The sequence below is a fragment of the Virgibacillus indicus genome (assembly GCF_002266285.1).
GTDB classification, from domain to species: Bacteria; Bacillota; Bacilli; order Bacillales; family Amphibacillaceae; genus Virgibacillus_K; species Virgibacillus_K indicus.
On sequence record NZ_NPMS01000002.1, the window covers coordinates 225,998 to 242,748 of the forward strand.

Sequence of the window (16,751 nt, forward strand, 5' to 3'; positions counted from 1 at the left end):
TGTTCACAACCTCAATAACGTCTTAGGGCAACAGTTTTAATCTGTTCTATAATCTTATCAATGGTGTCAAAATCGAGTTCCACATTTTTTTCTGTGGAAAAATCATAAAGTAAATCATCTAACTCCTGAACAATACGATTATGGATTTCGATATTATCGTGCCAATCTACCTTTGCATAATCTTGTATAATATTATCCATTCGAATTGCTAAATCACCAAGCACTTCATAACTTGCCTCTGGTTCTTTCACTTCACTACTCATAATATCCTTTGTTACACCGTAGAAGGCTTGGGCATTTCGATTCTCTTTAATAATCTCTGGATAGCTTTCACTTGATTCTCCATTACGGTAGTCCTTCATAATGTCCTTCATTTTGTTGAGGTACTCTGCTTCAGAAATACGCTTCTCTTTGTATTCTTGAATAGCTTCCTTTATACGTTCAGAAAACTTTTTATAGTAAGCAGGATTTTCATCCCATTTTGCATGGACACTTTTTGTTAAACGTGTACGAATAGCATCAGCCTTTGCTCGTTTGGTATCTAAACGCTCTAATTCTTCCTCAAATGCTTTTTCATTCAAAATATCAACAGGATTTGTGATACGGATGACTTCTTCTGCTGAAATATAGTTATCCATTAGTTTCTGCATTTTTGATTCATATTCTTTATGGTCAATAGTATCCGAATACCTTAGTTTCACGCTCTTCCTTAGTTCCTGGAAAAACTTCAAGTCCTTCTTATACTTTTGAAGTTCCTCTGGTGGCAAAGCATTGTATATCTTCTCCGATTCTAAAGCAATTCCTAGATGTTTACCGAATTTGCTTAAAGCATCATAAAAGCCTTCTCTTCGTTCCTCATCTTCTAACCAAACCTCATATTCTTCCGTATCTTGCTTATTCCTTATCGGAGCGAATATTTGTAATAGGTCAGAATGGTACTGTCTTAATGAGCCAATAATACTGATAACATCATAGATTGCCCCATCTAAATCTTTTGGATCAAAGTTCTCTAAACCAGCTCCTGAATACATCTGCATGGCTTGGTCAAGTTTGTCTAAAAGACCTCTATAATCAATAATAAGGCCATAGTCTTTGCCCTCATATAGACGATTTACCCTTGCTATTGCCTGAAGAAGTGTATGTTCTTTCATTGGTTTATCAACATAAAGCACTGTTGCTCTAGGTGCATCGAAACCAGTAAGCAGCTTGTCAACCACAATTAACAAGTCTATTTCATCACCATTTATAAAGTCATCTTTGATTGCATCTTCATATTCATCAGGTGTTCCATAACGATCCATCATCCGCTTCCAGAAACGTTGTACCTTATCCTTCGATTCTACATCTACTGCTTCATGACCCTCACGTTGATCTGGTGGAGAAATAACAACAGCACAATTCAAATCATCAAGTTCTTCAAAAGCCTCAAAATAACGGATTGCTTCAATCTTACTGTTAGTTGCTAACATAGCCTTGAAGTAACTATCTTGTGTTTTATAGTTTTTCAAGAAATGTTCATTTATATCAAAAGCAATCATACTTATGCGTTGATTGGAAGATGCAATTCTTTCAAATAGACTCCATTTTTTCATTACATCCTGTTTCTGGTCATCATTAAGATTTCTAGTGATCATCTCTAATCTGTTATCAATTGCCTTTTGATTAACTGTTTGATCCACCATTTTCCCTTCATACAATAATGGAACTATAGTTTTATCTCGCACACCATCAGCGATAGTATAAGTATGAATGAGCTTCCCAAACTTTATCATTGTATTTTTTTCTTTCTTCATTAAAGGCGTTCCTGTAAATCCTAAATAACTAGCGTTAGGAAATACCTTTTTCATTTTGATGTGTAGTTCACCATACTGAGTTCTATGGGATTCATCCACCAATACAAAAATGTCCTTAGATTCCACTGTTTTATGTTTTGATGCTGTATCGAACTTATGAACCAAAGAGGTAACAATATCCGCATTGTTATCATTGATTAAATCGACTAAATGACTACCAGAAGTTGCTCTACTAGCTTTTAACCTAGAATGACGAAATGTCTTATGAATCTGTTTATCCAATTCTACTCGGTCTGTAACAATGGCTACTTTCGGGTTATATTCAACTAATTCAGATAAGATATATCTTGCTAACATTACCATCGTAAGAGACTTACCAGAACCTTGTGTATGCCAAATAACACCAGACTGCCGATTACCATTCTCATCTCTTTGTTCAATTGTTTTAATGATTTCTTTTATCGCAAAGTATTGTTGATAACGAGCTACTTTTTTAACATCTTTATCAAACAACGTAAAGTATTTCGTTAACTCCAACAACCGCTCTGGATGAAACAAAGAAATGATATTCTTATCCTGTAAAGTTGGGATTCGTCCCTCAACAGTCCTATCTAACCATGTTTTCAACCAGTCTTCTTTTTCTTCTTTCCATACAGACCAAAACTTTTTTGGTGTGTTACACGTTGCATACTTTGTTTCATTTTTGTTAGTAGACATTACAATTTGAACATATTTAAACAACTGTGGTGCGTAATCTTTCCCTTGATTTCGAATCATTTGACTGATTCCTTGTTCCATCGAAATAGATGCTTTTTTGCACTCTATAACAACAAAGGGTATGCCATTTACAAACAATACAATATCAGGACGGACAGTACCACGCCCATCCATACGCTCAACACTAAACTCTTCTACTAAATGAAATTCATTGTTTTCAAAGTTCTCCCAATCAATGAACTGAATCGTAAATGACTTTTTCGAGCCATCAGGTAAAAACTCAGTATAGGATCTACCATTTAAGAGTGTTTCATAGATTGCTTCATTTGCCTTTACCAGGCCATTTGTCAAATTCTCATCTAAATCCCGAATAGCTTGTTGAATATTGGAGTCGCTAAATTTATGGGTTTGACCTTTATATTCATATAAATTAACTGAACGTAATTTTGCTTCAAGAACATTTCTTAGTAAAACATTGTGTAAGTTTCCTCGAATTCTTTCCGCTTCATCCGGTGCAAGATATTGATAACCTATTCTTTGTAAAACCTCAATTGCTGGAACTTGGCTAATGTACCTTTCATCATAGCTTTTTACTCTTGGCATTCTTTACACCTCCATTTCAGAAATCGTTATAGAAGTAATGGCATCATGCCTTTACTCTAACTTTCCCTGTTAAAAGTAATTGCATTAGTCCTTTTTTTTGTGTTTTATATTCATCTAGTTGTGACATTAATAACTGAATTTCTTTGTCAATTGAAGATAATACTTCAACTATTGCTTTTTGCTCCTTAATAGGTACTTTGGGGACTTTACTATTTCTAAAATCTTTTAAATTAAAATTGTTTCTCCCATCGCCAGTAGACATTCTTAGAGCAAAGTTTTTATACTTTTGACTATTAAAGTAATAGGATATAAAATAAGGATCGAACTCTTTGGAATGCAATCTTGTATTTAAGGTTGCAAAACCTAATGCCCCGTCTAGTTCTTCTTCAATTACTGCCGAAACCCCAACTTCTCCTGTATGGACAGTAACAATATCATTTTTTTTCAGCATTCTTCCCTTATGTTTATTTGCAAAATCTTTGTCTAACTTAATTAGGTAATTTTTTATCTTATTAGGTAAAATATCTGAATTTCTAATCAAGGAAACTCCATGATCAACATAATTAGTAGTCATAGTTGTCACAAGTCCAATACTTAATTTGGCAATTTTAGCTAATCCAACTACGTTCCATTTCTCCTTATACCCGGGTAATCTCAATTCACCAGTTAATAACTTTTGCATTATGCCCTTTTTCTGCTCTTTTTTCTGCTCGATTAGTTTTTCTTTTAACACAATGGCTTTGTCCCAAGTTGAAAGGATAGTGGTAATTTTTTCTCTCTCACTTTTATTTTGTGGATAGGGGATTTTTAGACTTTTAACATCGTTACTGTTAATTGCAGGGTAATTTGATCCTACTATAAGCCTGTTAATTTGATTTGTAATTCCGTAAGAATATAAATTTTGGTAAAGATACATTGAATCTGATCTGTCTTTCCCCTTTATTACAGCAAAGCCTGTAGAACTAACACAATTCTCTGTATCAAAATCTATAAATGCAAATCCTTGTAAATTGGGCCTAACGGTGCTCATTAATATGTTACTTTTATCAAATAATCTTTTTGCCCTTGATGGTGCATCTCTAAACTTAATTTTCTCATTTGGATGAGAAACCCTACCTTTATCTATAGCAGAAAGGTCATAATAAAAAAACTCATAATCTTTGGGGGTATTACTTTTTATTGTATTTGCATTTACTTCAGCAATTTCACTAATTCTTTTCACTTTCCAGTCAGTTGGAATCTCCCCAACTTCTGTCTTATAATATTCCTTTTTGATTACTTTAGCTTTCAAATTTATCACCTACAATCCAAGCTCTTTCATATACTTTTCCATCTGTTCTTCTACTTCTTGTAGCTCTTGTTTGATATTTGTAATATTTTCTTTTACTACATTCATATCAACCGGTTCCTCTTCCTCAAACGTATCAACATAACGTGGGATATTTAAGTTATAGTCATTTTCTTTAATTTCATCTAAAGTTGCAACATAAGAGTATTTATCAATCGTTTCCCACTTCTCATATGTTTCAACAATCTTTTCAATATCCTTATCTCTCAACCTGTTCTGATTTTTTCCTTTTTCATAATTTCCTTCTCCAGAAGCATCAATGAATAAAATATCATTACGTTTACGGTCCTTTTTTAATACCATAATACATGCAGGAATACCTGTCCCGAAAAATAAACTTTCTGGCAATCCTATTACTGCTTCTAAAAGGTTCATGTCTATAATTTGCTTACGTATTTTTCCTTCACTTGAACCACGGAACAACACCCCATGCGGAAGAATAGTAGCCATACGCCCATTTTCAGCTAAAGAATAAAGCATATGTTGAACAAAGGCATAATCACCCTTTGAACTTGGTGGTACACCCCACTCAAACCTTCTATGCGGATCCAAACTAGCATCCATTTTAAACTTCTTATCATTTGTTCCTTCACCAGCAAACCCCATTGCCCATTTATCCAGTGAAAAAGGAGGGTTAGCAACGATTGCTTGGAACTTCATAAGTTTTCCATCTTCTAAGTGCATTGGGTTTGCTAAAGTATCTCCCCATTCAATCTTAGCATCATCAATCCCGTGCAAGTACATATTCATTAAAGCCAATGAATGTGTTGCACCGTTACGTTCCTGACCGTAAATCGCAACTTTACCATTTGGAACTTGTTTAGCAACTTTTATTAACAACGAACCAGAACCACATGTAGGGTCATAAATACGATCATTTTCCTGTGGTTTAACTAACTGTGCTAATACCTCAGATACTTCTGCTGGTGTATAGAATTCTCCACCTTTTTTACCTGCATCAGAAGCAAATAGCCCAATCATATACTGATAGGCATTTCCAACAATATCCTCATTACCTAACTGTGATGGTCTTAGAGATAGTTGGTTAAAGTCCTCTAACAAAGACCGTAACATAGCATTCCGTTCTTGTGCTCTTCCAAGAATTGCTTCACTATTAAAGTCAATGTTACGGAATACCCCTCGAAGTTTTCCAGTGTTTTCATTTTCAATTCGTTCTAATGCTTTATTAATGATTTCTCCAATTTCTGGGTCATTACGCTTACTATATAAGTAATCAAATGTTGAATACTCATCCAACACAAAGCGTTCTCTCGATAAAGCACGTTGAATACGTTCTTCATTACCATTGTATCGTTTTGTGTATTCTTCCAAGTTCTCTTTGTATGAATCACTTAAATACTTTATGAATAGTGTTGTTAAGATGTAGTCTTTATATGTACTTGAATCAATTTTCCCTCTAAATGTATCTGCTGCTTGCCATAATACTGAATTAATTTGTTGTTGCGTTACTTTTTCAACCATGGTTATCCTCCGATTTATGTAGTATTTGTTTTGATAATCCTGCAAGCCACTTCTCCTTTTCTTCTATTAACATTCTGTAAAGCTCCTTTTCTTTTAGGTGGAGCCTATAAATATCAATGAGTATCTGTTGTTTTTCAATTGTTGTTACTGAAACAGGAAGGGTTTTTATGACATTTTGATTGGTACTTGGGATTCGAGTACCTGATTGAAATCGTTCGAATTCCTTCTTAACCTCTTTTGAATTTAGATACCAAGCTAAGAACTCTGGTAGAAATTTGCTTTTATCTACCTTAATAATCGCAAAATAAGACGGTATTAACAAACCACTTGCCTCTTTATCAATATATACTGCTGTATTTGGATGACTTAGACGAATTAGGACATCCCCTTCTTGTGTAAAGTAGTGACTGTCCAGCACATCATTACTTTTAAATTCATCATATGTTGTTAAATCTATCGTACCATCATTTGTTATATTCCTAAGTGTAATGAGCTTATATGTAGACATTGTTTCATGTTCAAACTCTACCTTTTTTCTACTTAACACTAGCCCTGTCTTTACAACAGCTATTTCTCTAAGTTGCATCGGGTACCTCCTTTCACATTGTTAAATATTAAATTTAACAATTGTTAAATCAAGTATATGACATATATATTATGTAGTCAATCCTTTTTTTGTAAACAAACTAACAGAAAGATAGATAACTTTCTTATCGCCACTTCACTGTATCTTATAGTCCTTAATACATTTCCAACAAATAAATGAACAAGTCAATTTGCAAAACCATATAAACAAATATTACTACATCCTTGTTTGCAGGCTGGTACTTATAACAAAAGTAAAGCTATCGCAAATACAACTCTGCAATAGCTTCATCACTTTTATCTCTGTTTCTGTTCATATCTCTTAACTGTTTCAACCAAAAAGCATTCAATTTCACTAGCCTTCCAATTTAAACCCTTTTCAAGAATCCGAACTCTCATATGGATTGGGACTATCTTTGACCCTCTCTCAGCTCTGAATATATACGACGCACTACAATTTATCCTGCTCGCTAAAGATTCAAGTGTCAAGGCTTCCTGCTCACGATAATCTTTTATCACACTACCAAAATCTTCGACCGCTTTCCTAATTCTCTCTAATATTTGTTGATCCATTTCAATTCCTACTCCTGCTCTCATTGTACATCCTCCTAATATAACCAGCTTTTCCTGGTCCCAGTTTTTTCTACCACTATTATAGTAGACTTGAATCTCCTAAAAATAACTATCACACCTATATGTTTAGTAGAATAATTTTCGCCTAGCCGTATATAATACATTAGCTTTATAAATAGGAAGGGGTTGTGCTTATGATGAACAAAGAAAAATTCATTGGAATGTCACCAGAGGAAAGAGTACAAGTGGTCAATAAACTACTACAGAATCATGATCTAAAGGAAATCAGTAATCTCGTCAAAATACCATCAAGTAGTTTCAGTAAAATCATGAGAGAGGGAGATTATATTTATCACAAAGCAGACAAGAAATACTATCCTTTCATCCGTTCCGAAGAGGGAAGAGTAAAAAAATCACTTAGCCGAGACAACGATGAAATAGCTTTTATCGAACGAAATGTAGATACACTGAAAAAGGTTATTAAGCAGTTTGAAGAACAAGGGCTTTTACTGCTTGATAAACGCATCTACAGTAAGGATGCTAAGTTTATCAATAAAAGCATCCGCATGAACAATGATGTTTACAAGCAATTCACTGGATTTTGCGAGGATTTCTACCCTCATCTAAAAACCCAAGATCTTATTGCACAAGCATTAATTGACGCAATGATCCGATATAAGCCAGAGAACGAACGGGAGCAATAAACAGCTCTCGTTCTTTCATGTATAAATTCTCCAGCAGAAGAAAGGTGTCTATAATGTTAGGTACAACACATTTTTGGCCCTTCAGTGTAATTTTCATTTACTTCTTAGATTTTGAATGGGTTTTCTAGGAAACTTGGAAAAGAAGAGTAGTTTTCAGTGGAGATGTTTTTGGGGATAAGAATTGGATTTATCCCGAGATTAGCAAGGTCTCGTAGATATTGTCGATGGGTGGGTTTAGATATGCCCCCCTCTTCCTTTGACTTTTTAAGAGGGGTATCAACGTTACCTTTGGAGATCATAACCAGGAATTTTCGAAGGCTTTCTTTTTTTCTTTGCGAGAAGGAACTATTTGAAATTATTTTTTCAGCCTCGGTGATTTTATAATAATCACCAGTATGGACAATAGGTATTACGTGCTTTTCCATGTATTCTTTCCATAGTTTTTTTGAAAGGTATGTTTTCAATTTCTTTGGTCTACCTTTTCCTCCTTTGTCTTCCCTTTTCATACTATTCAAGTGGCTGTTTTTCAATCTCAACTCGTATCTGAGTCGCCCAATATCGTATGGTTGGATTTCTTCACCATTTGAGATCCGTTCTTCTTCTTTGTCATAGATTATCAATTCCGTACTCTTACATTTGTGATATTGGGATGTTTCATATTTTAGGGGATCACCATTTTCATCTTTTCCCCATTTAATTTTCTTTTTGTATGCAAACCTCGCTGTATATTTCTCCAGTAACTTGAACAACAGCTCCCGGTCTCTTGGTTCCAGTAGCCTTGCGTCCATTTTATAGTCAATTCTAGTGAGCGTGTGGAAATCAAAGTAATCTGAATCCCCAAAATGTCGGTTAAGAAATTTACGAATATCAAACTCTACCAAAACGTAATCTCCTTCTGTTATTGTTCCTCTGTTCAACATCTTTACAGCATCAACCTTCATTTGTACATACCATACACCATCTACATGCTCCCAAGTACGAACTATGGCATAAGCAGGATAAACTTTCTTCATTTTACTATTTAGCTTTTTAACTGCTGCACGGTTGTAACGGTATTTGTTTAGCTTAACACCGTATAAGGAAAATAGGTGTTGCAAGTCTTCGGATATTACCGGTATAAGCAATTCGAACGTGTGAATCAATGAAACCATCTCCTTTTATTTATTAAGGGGAATAAGCAATCCCTTTATCATCACCTGTTTAAAAGGGGGTAACTTTTCCCATCCCAAACTAATTTATATGACTCCCTAACACATTAAATCGAGTCAATGTGATAGTAAGTATTGCATGCTACTGTAGTTGTAATAGTAATATTCCATCAAGCCTCAAAAAATAGTTCAATAGCATTACAATGTGTTCATAAAGGTAAAGGTCCTGTACTTTATTAATTCAAGAATAGATTAAAAGAAAAACCGTAAAGGCTAATTGCTTTACGGTCTAGTTTATTGTTATTCAACTGTGTCGGCCCTTTTTGTCTCTTCGTCCTTTAATCTTCTTTACCTGATAATCTAATTTTTATAAACAAGTAAATTTCAATATTCTCGTCGCTGTTAGGGTCAACAGAGTTTGATACATTGTATCCCAACTGGCCTTTCACAGGGGTTTTTCAAACATTTATCAAACTTGGATTAAATTTTGTTCCAAATCTGCTGTCAACATGATATTTTGAATCTCTTGGTAAATGTTCTTTTCCCTCGAAATTTCAGATACCTTTAAACCCTCTTCTTCATAAATTTGTAATTGTTTTACAATTTGGGGAAAAACGCTCTTTGTTAAACCAATCAAATGTTCACTATCATAATTCTTTTTAAAACACGGATAGAGTGTATTTGGAATATAAACCGCAAAATTCAAGGCATTAAGAATGTTGAACATTAAAGAATCAGTAATGACCCCTTTACGGATCCAGCCTATTTTTTTCAAATTCCGTTTTATACTCACAATACATTCTTCATCTGAACGAATATAAAGATATAGATTGATAAGATCCTTCAATATATAACGAGTTCTTTTTAAATCGAGTTTACCATTGTTGTGCTTTTTCACAACATCACCTTTATTACGTAGATAACTTTGGAACTTCCTGTAATCCTTATTGGTAAAGAGATGTGTACATTCATTTACCTGAAAAATACCTGCTATATGCAAAATTGTTGCTATATCCAAATCATTGTTGTCACTTTCTTTATATTTTATGGGGTAATTGGGTAAAAGCTCTTTGATCCATTCATAACGTTCTAATTTTTCCCCCCGGCTTATTTCTTTAGTTGGTGTACTTGCATTTTTAGCAATAATAATGTCAACCAATTCCTCTTCTGGTATGTCAAAATATATTACTAAAATCACATAACTGTTAGTTTTACCGTATGTTTCTTGCACATTTTCAGTGTGTATGCCATTAAAGATGCCCTGTTGCCCTTTAAAAAAAACTGTTCTAGTTCCATCTTCATTTCTTATAGATGATTCGGCTATTATATGAATCCCATTATTCATGTAGACAAATGACTCGGGTTTATTTCGAAGCGTCTTCCTCATTTCTGGTACATACTTATTTCCGTCTCCCATGAAATCCCTTGTGTTCGGCTTATTTGGAATCTCATTCGTCTTTTCCCGTAATGCCTTACCTGAAACAAAGCCCATGAGTATCTTCTTGTTATTAATCATAAATTCTTTTAAATCAGCATCAATAGTAACTGACTTTAATTCTTCTTTCATCTTCTTACTCCTTCTATATGAATATAATAAAACTTAGATTTTGAAATCAACATTCATTAGGTTATCACCCATTATCAAATTTTTCAAACAATTGTTTATAGTCAATGGTAAAGTAAAGGTTGAAAAACCCTTATAAAATGCGGTTTTGTTCAAACTTGTATAATAAAACCATTAAGTGTAATTATAACCAATGTAAAAATGTCACATTTAGTACATGAATTTAAAATAAATTGGCCTCGAACCTAATAACTTTGATTTATAAAAGTATCCTAATTATGATAGATATATAAGGTTAATAAACTCATAGAAAGGAAGTGATACGTTTGTTGCAAATGAATCAATTCCCCCCTCAACTTTCACCAAATCATTATCAAAAATAAAAAATCACAACAGGAGGAAACAAAATGATTAAGGAAATACCAGAAACTTCATACCCCCACTTCATAAACAACCTCAAACCAAATATCTCCGATTTCCTTAAAAGTGCTGACTTTGATGGAATCATGCTGGGATATTTTATTGAAAAGGAGATGGATTTATTGAAAAGAAATGAATGACTCTACTTTTTGCTGCCCCCTCGAACACCCTCAAACCTTGCAGATTGGATTTGGGCAAAATACCCTACTAAAATAGGAGTATACAAAAATAAAAATAGCCAAAGGAGAATTGAAAATGAAAAAACAGTATGGTCGATATTTAGATGAAACTATTGATTTCGCACTGAAGCTATATCAACTCCATTCAATTGCCAAAGAAGGTTACGATGGATTTATGCATGCATCAGAATGCAATTATTTTAGAAAAGGGGATGGAACATACTTGAGAGGTTATAGTGTCCTTACCACAGTAAACCATATTGAAAAGAAAACGGAAAAAAAGCTGACTTTCAGTAAAGATGTTTACCTAACAGACAATGGGACTTTGCAAAAGTTTTATTCCGTTACTGAATGGTCTTACTGCGATAAATGTAAGAGAACCCATCCCTACATCCATCGGGAACTCGCAAAAGATCAGACATTAAGTGAAAATGAACTCGAAAAGATCGAGGAGTTTATCACAGCCTCATTTAACCTTATCAAATAATCCACACAAAAACTTCCCTTTTGATTAAACCCCTAAACTCTACATGAACACAAATTATCTGAACTATGCAATCCTTTAAATCCAATGGTAATATCCAAATAACTGGTGCAGCTTTGAAGTAAAGGATATCATTTTAATTCATTTATAAATAAGATATCCTTCTTCAAAACTCCTACAATAAAAAATCCACGCTAGACTATCACATCTTGAAAGGACGATCATCGTGAAAAAAATCCCCTCATTTGACTACAATGAAGAATTTGAACAACAATTATTGACGGAAGAGGAATTTGACAAGGTAAGGGCAAAATCCTTTATAAACTTGATGTCCGAAATGTTCCTCAAATACGAGGCCGAAATTAGAGAAGTAATTATAACAATCTAAGGAGGAGATTATCCATGCCGAGAGCTATTGGATATGTCCGTGTAAGTACAGATAAACAATTAGACAATACTTCTATTGCAAAACAAAAGGAGGAAATCAAAAAATATTGTAAAAGGAATCAGTTGACCCTTGTTCATATTTATGATGAAGGAGCCCATTCCGCTGAAAATATCAGAGATAGAAAGCAATTTAAACTTATGTACCAGCATGCCTTTGATAAGGATGAGAACATTGATTACGTCGTGGCGTTTAAGTCTGATCGTATTTCCAGGGACAACCTTGATGCCCTGTATATATACAAACGACTGACGGAATCTAAGAAACACTTAATCTGTATTGCAGACAATATCGACACCCGAGACAATAATGCAAAACTGCTATATCAATTTATGTCATTAGTAGCAGAGCTTGAGAGGGAGACAATTAAATTTCGCACTTCATCAGGAATGGAAAAAAACGCAGCAAGGGGAAATTTTAATGGAGGTAAAGTATATGGGTACTACACTGAAGATAAACAGCTTAAAGTAGATCCAAAAGAGGCAAAAGTAGTGAAGTATATCTTTGAAAAGTATGCCATTGATCAATGGGGATACCGTAAAATTGCATCAAATCTAAATGAACAGGGAATAAAGACAAAAAATGAGAAGTATTGGTCTATCACGGCTGTAAAGACAATTTTAAATAATAGGATATATATCGGGGAGGTTAAATGGAAAAACACTTACACAAAAGGAAATCACATAAGAATTATTGATGACAATCTCTGGAACAAAACACAAAGGGTTCTTCAACTAAAAAGCTATATGCCTGAAAAACTCCATCCAGGAACATATCCCTTATCCGGACTTATTAGGTGTCCAGAATGTGGGTCGCCGATGGTTCAAGGTAACAGTAGCAAAAAATACAAATACTACCAATGCAGCAGAAATAAAAATAGTGGCAAAAGTGCCTGTTCTTCCAACCTCATCAATAAAGAATACGCAGAACAATTTGTGTTCAATCAGTTTTTTCAAACATTTAAAACATTAAACCTCACAATCCCCATCACAAACTCTACATTATCCACCATATCCAGTGAAGTGGAACCCATTGAAGATAAAATAAAAATAATGGAAAACGATCTACAACGCCTAACAAAGAAAAAAAGTAATGTTATATCGTGGAGAAGCGATAATGTTTTTGACGAAATAACCTTTAGACAACAAATGAAGGAAATTCAAGAGGAGGAAAAAGAGCTTAACGAATTTCTCAGAACGTTAAACAGGCAACTAGCACATCGAAACAAACCTAATATAGGTGAAACTATTGAAATAGCCATCGAGAGGTTAGGTGAGTTTTTCGAAGTTATGTCTGATGAAGATAAGAAGAAGGTTCTTCACTCTTTTATTGATAGTATTTACGTAAAACAAGGGAACACAACAAAGGAAAGAACCATTAAAGGAATTAAATTTAAGTTTGATTTAGATCATTTAAGTGAACTTAATCAAGGTGCCTAAAGAGAGAGGAGAACATCCTTTCTCTTTTATTATTTTTATATTAAACTACATATGAAGGGGGAAAGATACATGAGTGAAATAAAACGTGTTGCAATTTATTGCAGAGTTAGTACAGAAGAACAAGCTACCGAGGGCTACAGTATCACCGCCCAACTGCAAACCTTACGTCATTATACACAATTGTATGGATGGGATATAGCTGAGGAATACGTTGATGAGGGGATTAGCGGGAAAAACATCAAAGGTCGGCCCGCAATGCGAAAACTTGTTGCAGATGTTGAAAATGATAAGTTCCAAGCAGTTCTTGTATGGAAAATTTCACGACTTTCACGTAATATGCTGGATACTCTAACATTATTAGACAAATTTGAGGATTACGGAGTTAAGTTTATTTCGTACTCTGAAAACTTCGATACTGGAAGTCCCATTGGGCGTTTAGTTGTTCAGCTCATGGCTTCCATAGCAGAAATGGAACGGAATACATTATCAGAGAATGTTAAGCTCGGAATGAAACAAAGAGCATTGGAAGGGGCTTGGAATGGAGGAGTAGTATTAGGATATGACACTGTTAAAAAGGAACTCATTATCAATGAAATGGAAGCAGAAGTAGTAAAATTAATATATCATATGTATGCTGACGGCAAAGGGCTAAGAGCAATTTCTAACCACTTAAATAGGGCAGGTTACAAGACAAAACGGAATCGGCAGTTTTCTATCAATGGTGTAGCCCAAATATTAGACAATGTTATTTATAGTGGAAAAATAAGTTGGTTAAAGGTAGAAAACTGGGATACAAAACGAAGAAGGGGTAAAAACCCAAACCCTATTGTTGTTGATGGTAAGCATGAAGCAATTATATCAAACGAACTATGGGGTATTGTTCAAGCAAGAAGGAAAAGTAAGTCATTTAAACAGCGTCAATCTAACGAGCCTTTCCTACTTAGCGGTCTTTTACGCTGTCCTGATTGTAACAAAGGTATGGTTCCCTCTATTACTACGTATACACTTAAAGACGGGACAAAACGAAAGCATCGCTATTATGTCTGTGGTGATTTCCATAATAAAGGATCATCTGCATGTAAAGCAAACTCAATAAAGGCTTATGAAGCTGAGGATTCAGTCATTGAGAGAATTGAGGCAATTCTTTCTAAAAAAAGGTTACAGAAAATGCTCCAAGACTTGAATTCAAATACCGTTAATGCCCATGGTCAACTCAATCAGGAGTTAGATGACATTGAGAAACGTTTATCTGAAATAGAGTCCTTACAAGATCGCTATTTAGAAGCATTTGAAAAGAACACCTTACCAACGGCAATCCTACAAGACAGGTTACAGAAAATGGGTAATGAAAAAGAAGAGTTGGAACAAAGGAAAAATGAGATAGCTTTACAACTAAGTTCTACTGATTCAAAGGTGATACAACCAGAGCTAATGGAGACGCTCCTGGAACACTTCCTCTCGGGGTATAAATCATCTTCAAGGGAGAATAAAAAACAACTACTCCAACACCTAATTAATCAAATAACGATAAAACAGCTTAAAGACAAATCACGAACAGTCAATGAAATTGAACTTGACTTTGATTTTACAGAGGTCAATATTTCCAAGACCTTTACTCTTATCCACTTGCTATATCGTGAAACGGATAATGAACACACATTTTCAATACCCGCTTCCGATAAAGAATTACCACCTTATCTGCAACAATTTTTGCCTCTATTTGTGGTACGGTTCTCCCTTATTAATGCGAAACCCCCGATAAACCTGCTCCAGCAAAACCAGCCGCATAACCTGATGCGGGAAAGTCATCCTTGAAAAGGATAGAGCCAAATCACTCCGCTCCTGCACTTCTTCACTAATCCCAAGTGACCCGCCAATCACAAATGCCAGCTTACTTTTGCCATAGGTTGCAAGCTTATCCAGTTTTGCGGCAAGCTGTTCGGAGCTGAGCATTTTGCCGTTGATTTCCAGTGTGATTACATACGTATCTTGGTTTATATGTGAAAGGATCCGCTCACCTTCCTTTCGTTTAACCTCCCGCATTTGTGCATTACTCAGGTTTTCGGGAGCCTTTTCATCTGCCACTTCAATCACATCCACCTTTGCATAGGCACTTAGCCGCTTTAGATACTCTTCGATTCCCTGCTTCAGGTATTTTTCTTTTAATTTTCCGACCGAAATCACGCTGATTTTCATTATGTTCATCCTCTTATATCAGTTTTCTGTCATTTATCTATCAAAAGTCAGCAGCAGCATGACAAACTTGTTTGCTGAGTTCCTTTTTCAGGTGTTTTCCTCACTTACCACGTGCATCCGAATAGCCTGCTTACCTGCTGAATGCGTTTCAGTTATTTTCCGGACTTATTTTCTTTTGCTTTTCAGTCAGATTCGTGATTAGGAAACTAACAAAATATAATGCACTGGTTAGCTAGAAATATTTAAAAACCCCGGGTGTTAGTGCCATATATGTGCTCATCGGCGCTGACCAGATAAATGCGATTAACATGAAATATTTTCTTTTCGCAACAGCTGCTCCAATTGCCAGACATGCCGGCAGAAACAGTGTAAATAATGTGTTCAGAAACGGTTCCATTTGAAATGCCTCGCTATATGGATTGAAAAAAATAAGAATAAACCATAGGGCAATACTGGTAATTCCCGCAATTCCACCAAGCCATCTGGAAGCAATCAGCATTTGATCTTCTCCTTTGTTGTTTCATGATTCTATTTTTTAAGAATGAAAAAATACATGACGTTTTTTATTTCATATCTTTATCCATTTTCCATTTGTATACTTTAAAAATACTATATCTATAGGCATCAGTAATTGAAAACGCAACCATTTCACTATAAAAGAAAATTTTTTAAGTCTTAAGGTTTATTTTATTTAATAAATGGCTATATACTATCAAATAGATAAAGAATAGGGTGAATAGATTACTTTGGCATCTCGTACATCATTAGAGATCCAGATCGAGCAGCTGAGAAAGAAAATGTATAAGGCATACGAAGCCAATGAAAGTTATGACTATATCATCAAGATTTCTCAGGAATTGGATACATTGCTTAATAAACTGGATAATCTAGAAAAACCATATCAATCAATCTGGAAATAAGCGGCCGTCTTCGCACGTAGCTGCTTATTTCTTATTACTTGGTTTTTTCAACTTTTCCTGACTCTCCCCGAAAATATATATGCATTTTCTTTATGCGCTGTAGTACTGCTTGAGTATTCCTGCTTTAGTTGAGAGATATTGCCGAAAAGTT

15 protein-coding genes are annotated in these 16,751 nt (G+C 34.7%); 6 read left to right on the forward strand and 9 right to left on the reverse strand.

Annotated elements, in window-relative coordinates:
- Positions 1-11 precede the first annotated feature (11 nt).
- The 5 genes from CIL03_RS06775 to CIL03_RS06795 all read right to left on the reverse strand — a co-directional run bounded on the left by CIL03_RS06775 (position 12) and on the right by CIL03_RS06795 (position 7,125).
- The gene (locus CIL03_RS06775; protein WP_094884930.1) at positions 12-3,113 is read right to left on the reverse strand and encodes a type I restriction endonuclease subunit R; all 3,102 of its coding nucleotides are present in this window, start codon (positions 3,111-3,113) and stop codon (positions 12-14) included.
- Positions 3,114-3,156: 43 nt separating this feature from the next.
- The gene (locus CIL03_RS06780; RefSeq protein ID WP_165767910.1) at positions 3,157-4,404 is read right to left on the reverse strand and encodes a restriction endonuclease subunit S; all 1,248 of its coding nucleotides are present in this window, start codon (positions 4,402-4,404) and stop codon (positions 3,157-3,159) included.
- A gap of 9 nt (positions 4,405-4,413) precedes the next feature.
- Positions 4,414-5,943, reverse strand: a complete 1,530-nt coding sequence (locus CIL03_RS06785) for a type I restriction-modification system subunit M (RefSeq protein ID WP_094884936.1) — start codon at positions 5,941-5,943, stop codon at positions 4,414-4,416.
- Positions 5,936-6,529: a restriction endonuclease subunit S gene (locus CIL03_RS06790; RefSeq protein ID WP_094884938.1), complete on the reverse strand. Its 594-nt coding sequence runs from the start codon at positions 6,527-6,529 to the stop codon at positions 5,936-5,938. Before CIL03_RS06790 ends, CIL03_RS06785 begins: the two co-directional genes overlap by 8 nt.
- Positions 6,530-6,825: 296 nt before the next feature.
- A complete protein-coding gene (locus CIL03_RS06795; protein WP_094884940.1) occupies positions 6,826-7,125 on the reverse strand; it encodes a helix-turn-helix domain-containing protein in 300 nt (99 codons plus the stop codon).
- Positions 7,126-7,295: 170 nt separating this feature from the next.
- Here CIL03_RS06795 and CIL03_RS06800 point away from each other — a divergent pair, with 170 nt between their 5' ends.
- Complete coding sequence (locus tag CIL03_RS06800; RefSeq protein WP_240508017.1) at positions 7,296-7,805, forward strand: hypothetical protein; 510 nt, start codon at positions 7,296-7,298, stop codon at positions 7,803-7,805.
- A gap of 104 nt (positions 7,806-7,909) precedes the next feature.
- Here the strand turns inward: CIL03_RS06800 and CIL03_RS06805 are convergent, their stop codons facing one another.
- Together CIL03_RS06805 and CIL03_RS06810 are read right to left on the reverse strand one after the other, a co-directional pair.
- On the reverse strand, positions 7,910-8,947 hold the full coding sequence (locus tag CIL03_RS06805; protein ID WP_094884942.1) for a hypothetical protein: 1,038 nt from the start codon (positions 8,945-8,947) through the stop codon (positions 7,910-7,912).
- Positions 8,948-9,422: 475 nt separating this feature from the next.
- Positions 9,423-10,520 carry an AIPR family protein gene (locus CIL03_RS06810; RefSeq protein ID WP_094884944.1) on the reverse strand — a complete coding sequence of 366 codons (1,098 nt, stop codon included), beginning with the start codon at positions 10,518-10,520 and terminating at the stop codon, positions 9,423-9,425.
- Positions 10,521-10,924: 404 nt separating this feature from the next.
- Here CIL03_RS06810 and CIL03_RS19800 point away from each other — a divergent pair, with 404 nt between their 5' ends.
- The 4 genes from CIL03_RS19800 (at position 10,925) to CIL03_RS06825 (ending at position 15,299) form a co-directional block, all read left to right on the forward strand.
- On the forward strand, positions 10,925-11,077 hold the full coding sequence (locus CIL03_RS19800; RefSeq protein ID WP_165767911.1) for a hypothetical protein: 153 nt from the start codon (positions 10,925-10,927) through the stop codon (positions 11,075-11,077).
- 115 nt (positions 11,078-11,192) lie between these two features.
- Positions 11,193-11,603 (forward strand): hypothetical protein, encoded by a 411-nt coding sequence (locus tag CIL03_RS06815; protein WP_094884946.1) that lies wholly within the window; start codon positions 11,193-11,195, stop codon positions 11,601-11,603.
- A 399-nt stretch (positions 11,604-12,002) separates the two neighbouring features.
- A complete protein-coding gene (locus CIL03_RS06820) occupies positions 12,003-13,484 on the forward strand; it encodes a recombinase family protein (RefSeq protein WP_094884948.1) in 1,482 nt (493 codons plus the stop codon).
- A gap of 69 nt (positions 13,485-13,553) precedes the next feature.
- On the forward strand, positions 13,554-15,299 hold the full coding sequence (locus CIL03_RS06825; protein ID WP_206207675.1) for a recombinase family protein: 1,746 nt from the start codon (positions 13,554-13,556) through the stop codon (positions 15,297-15,299).
- On the opposite strand, the gene rlmH is transcribed toward CIL03_RS06825, so the two are convergent.
- Both rlmH and CIL03_RS06835 read right to left on the reverse strand, forming a co-directional pair.
- A complete protein-coding gene (rlmH, locus tag CIL03_RS06830; RefSeq protein ID WP_094884950.1) occupies positions 15,201-15,680 on the reverse strand; it encodes a 23S rRNA (pseudouridine(1915)-N(3))-methyltransferase RlmH in 480 nt (159 codons plus the stop codon). The two genes, CIL03_RS06825 and rlmH, sit on opposite strands and share 99 nt — an antisense overlap.
- A 232-nt stretch (positions 15,681-15,912) precedes the next feature.
- Positions 15,913-16,179 (reverse strand): hypothetical protein, encoded by a 267-nt coding sequence (locus tag CIL03_RS06835; RefSeq protein WP_094884952.1) that lies wholly within the window; start codon positions 16,177-16,179, stop codon positions 15,913-15,915.
- A 247-nt stretch (positions 16,180-16,426) separates the two neighbouring features.
- On the opposite strand from CIL03_RS06835, the gene CIL03_RS06840 reads away from it, so the two are divergent.
- On the forward strand, positions 16,427-16,600 hold the full coding sequence (locus CIL03_RS06840) for an aspartyl-phosphate phosphatase Spo0E family protein (protein ID WP_094884954.1): 174 nt from the start codon (positions 16,427-16,429) through the stop codon (positions 16,598-16,600).
- Positions 16,601-16,751: the final 151 nt, after the last annotated feature.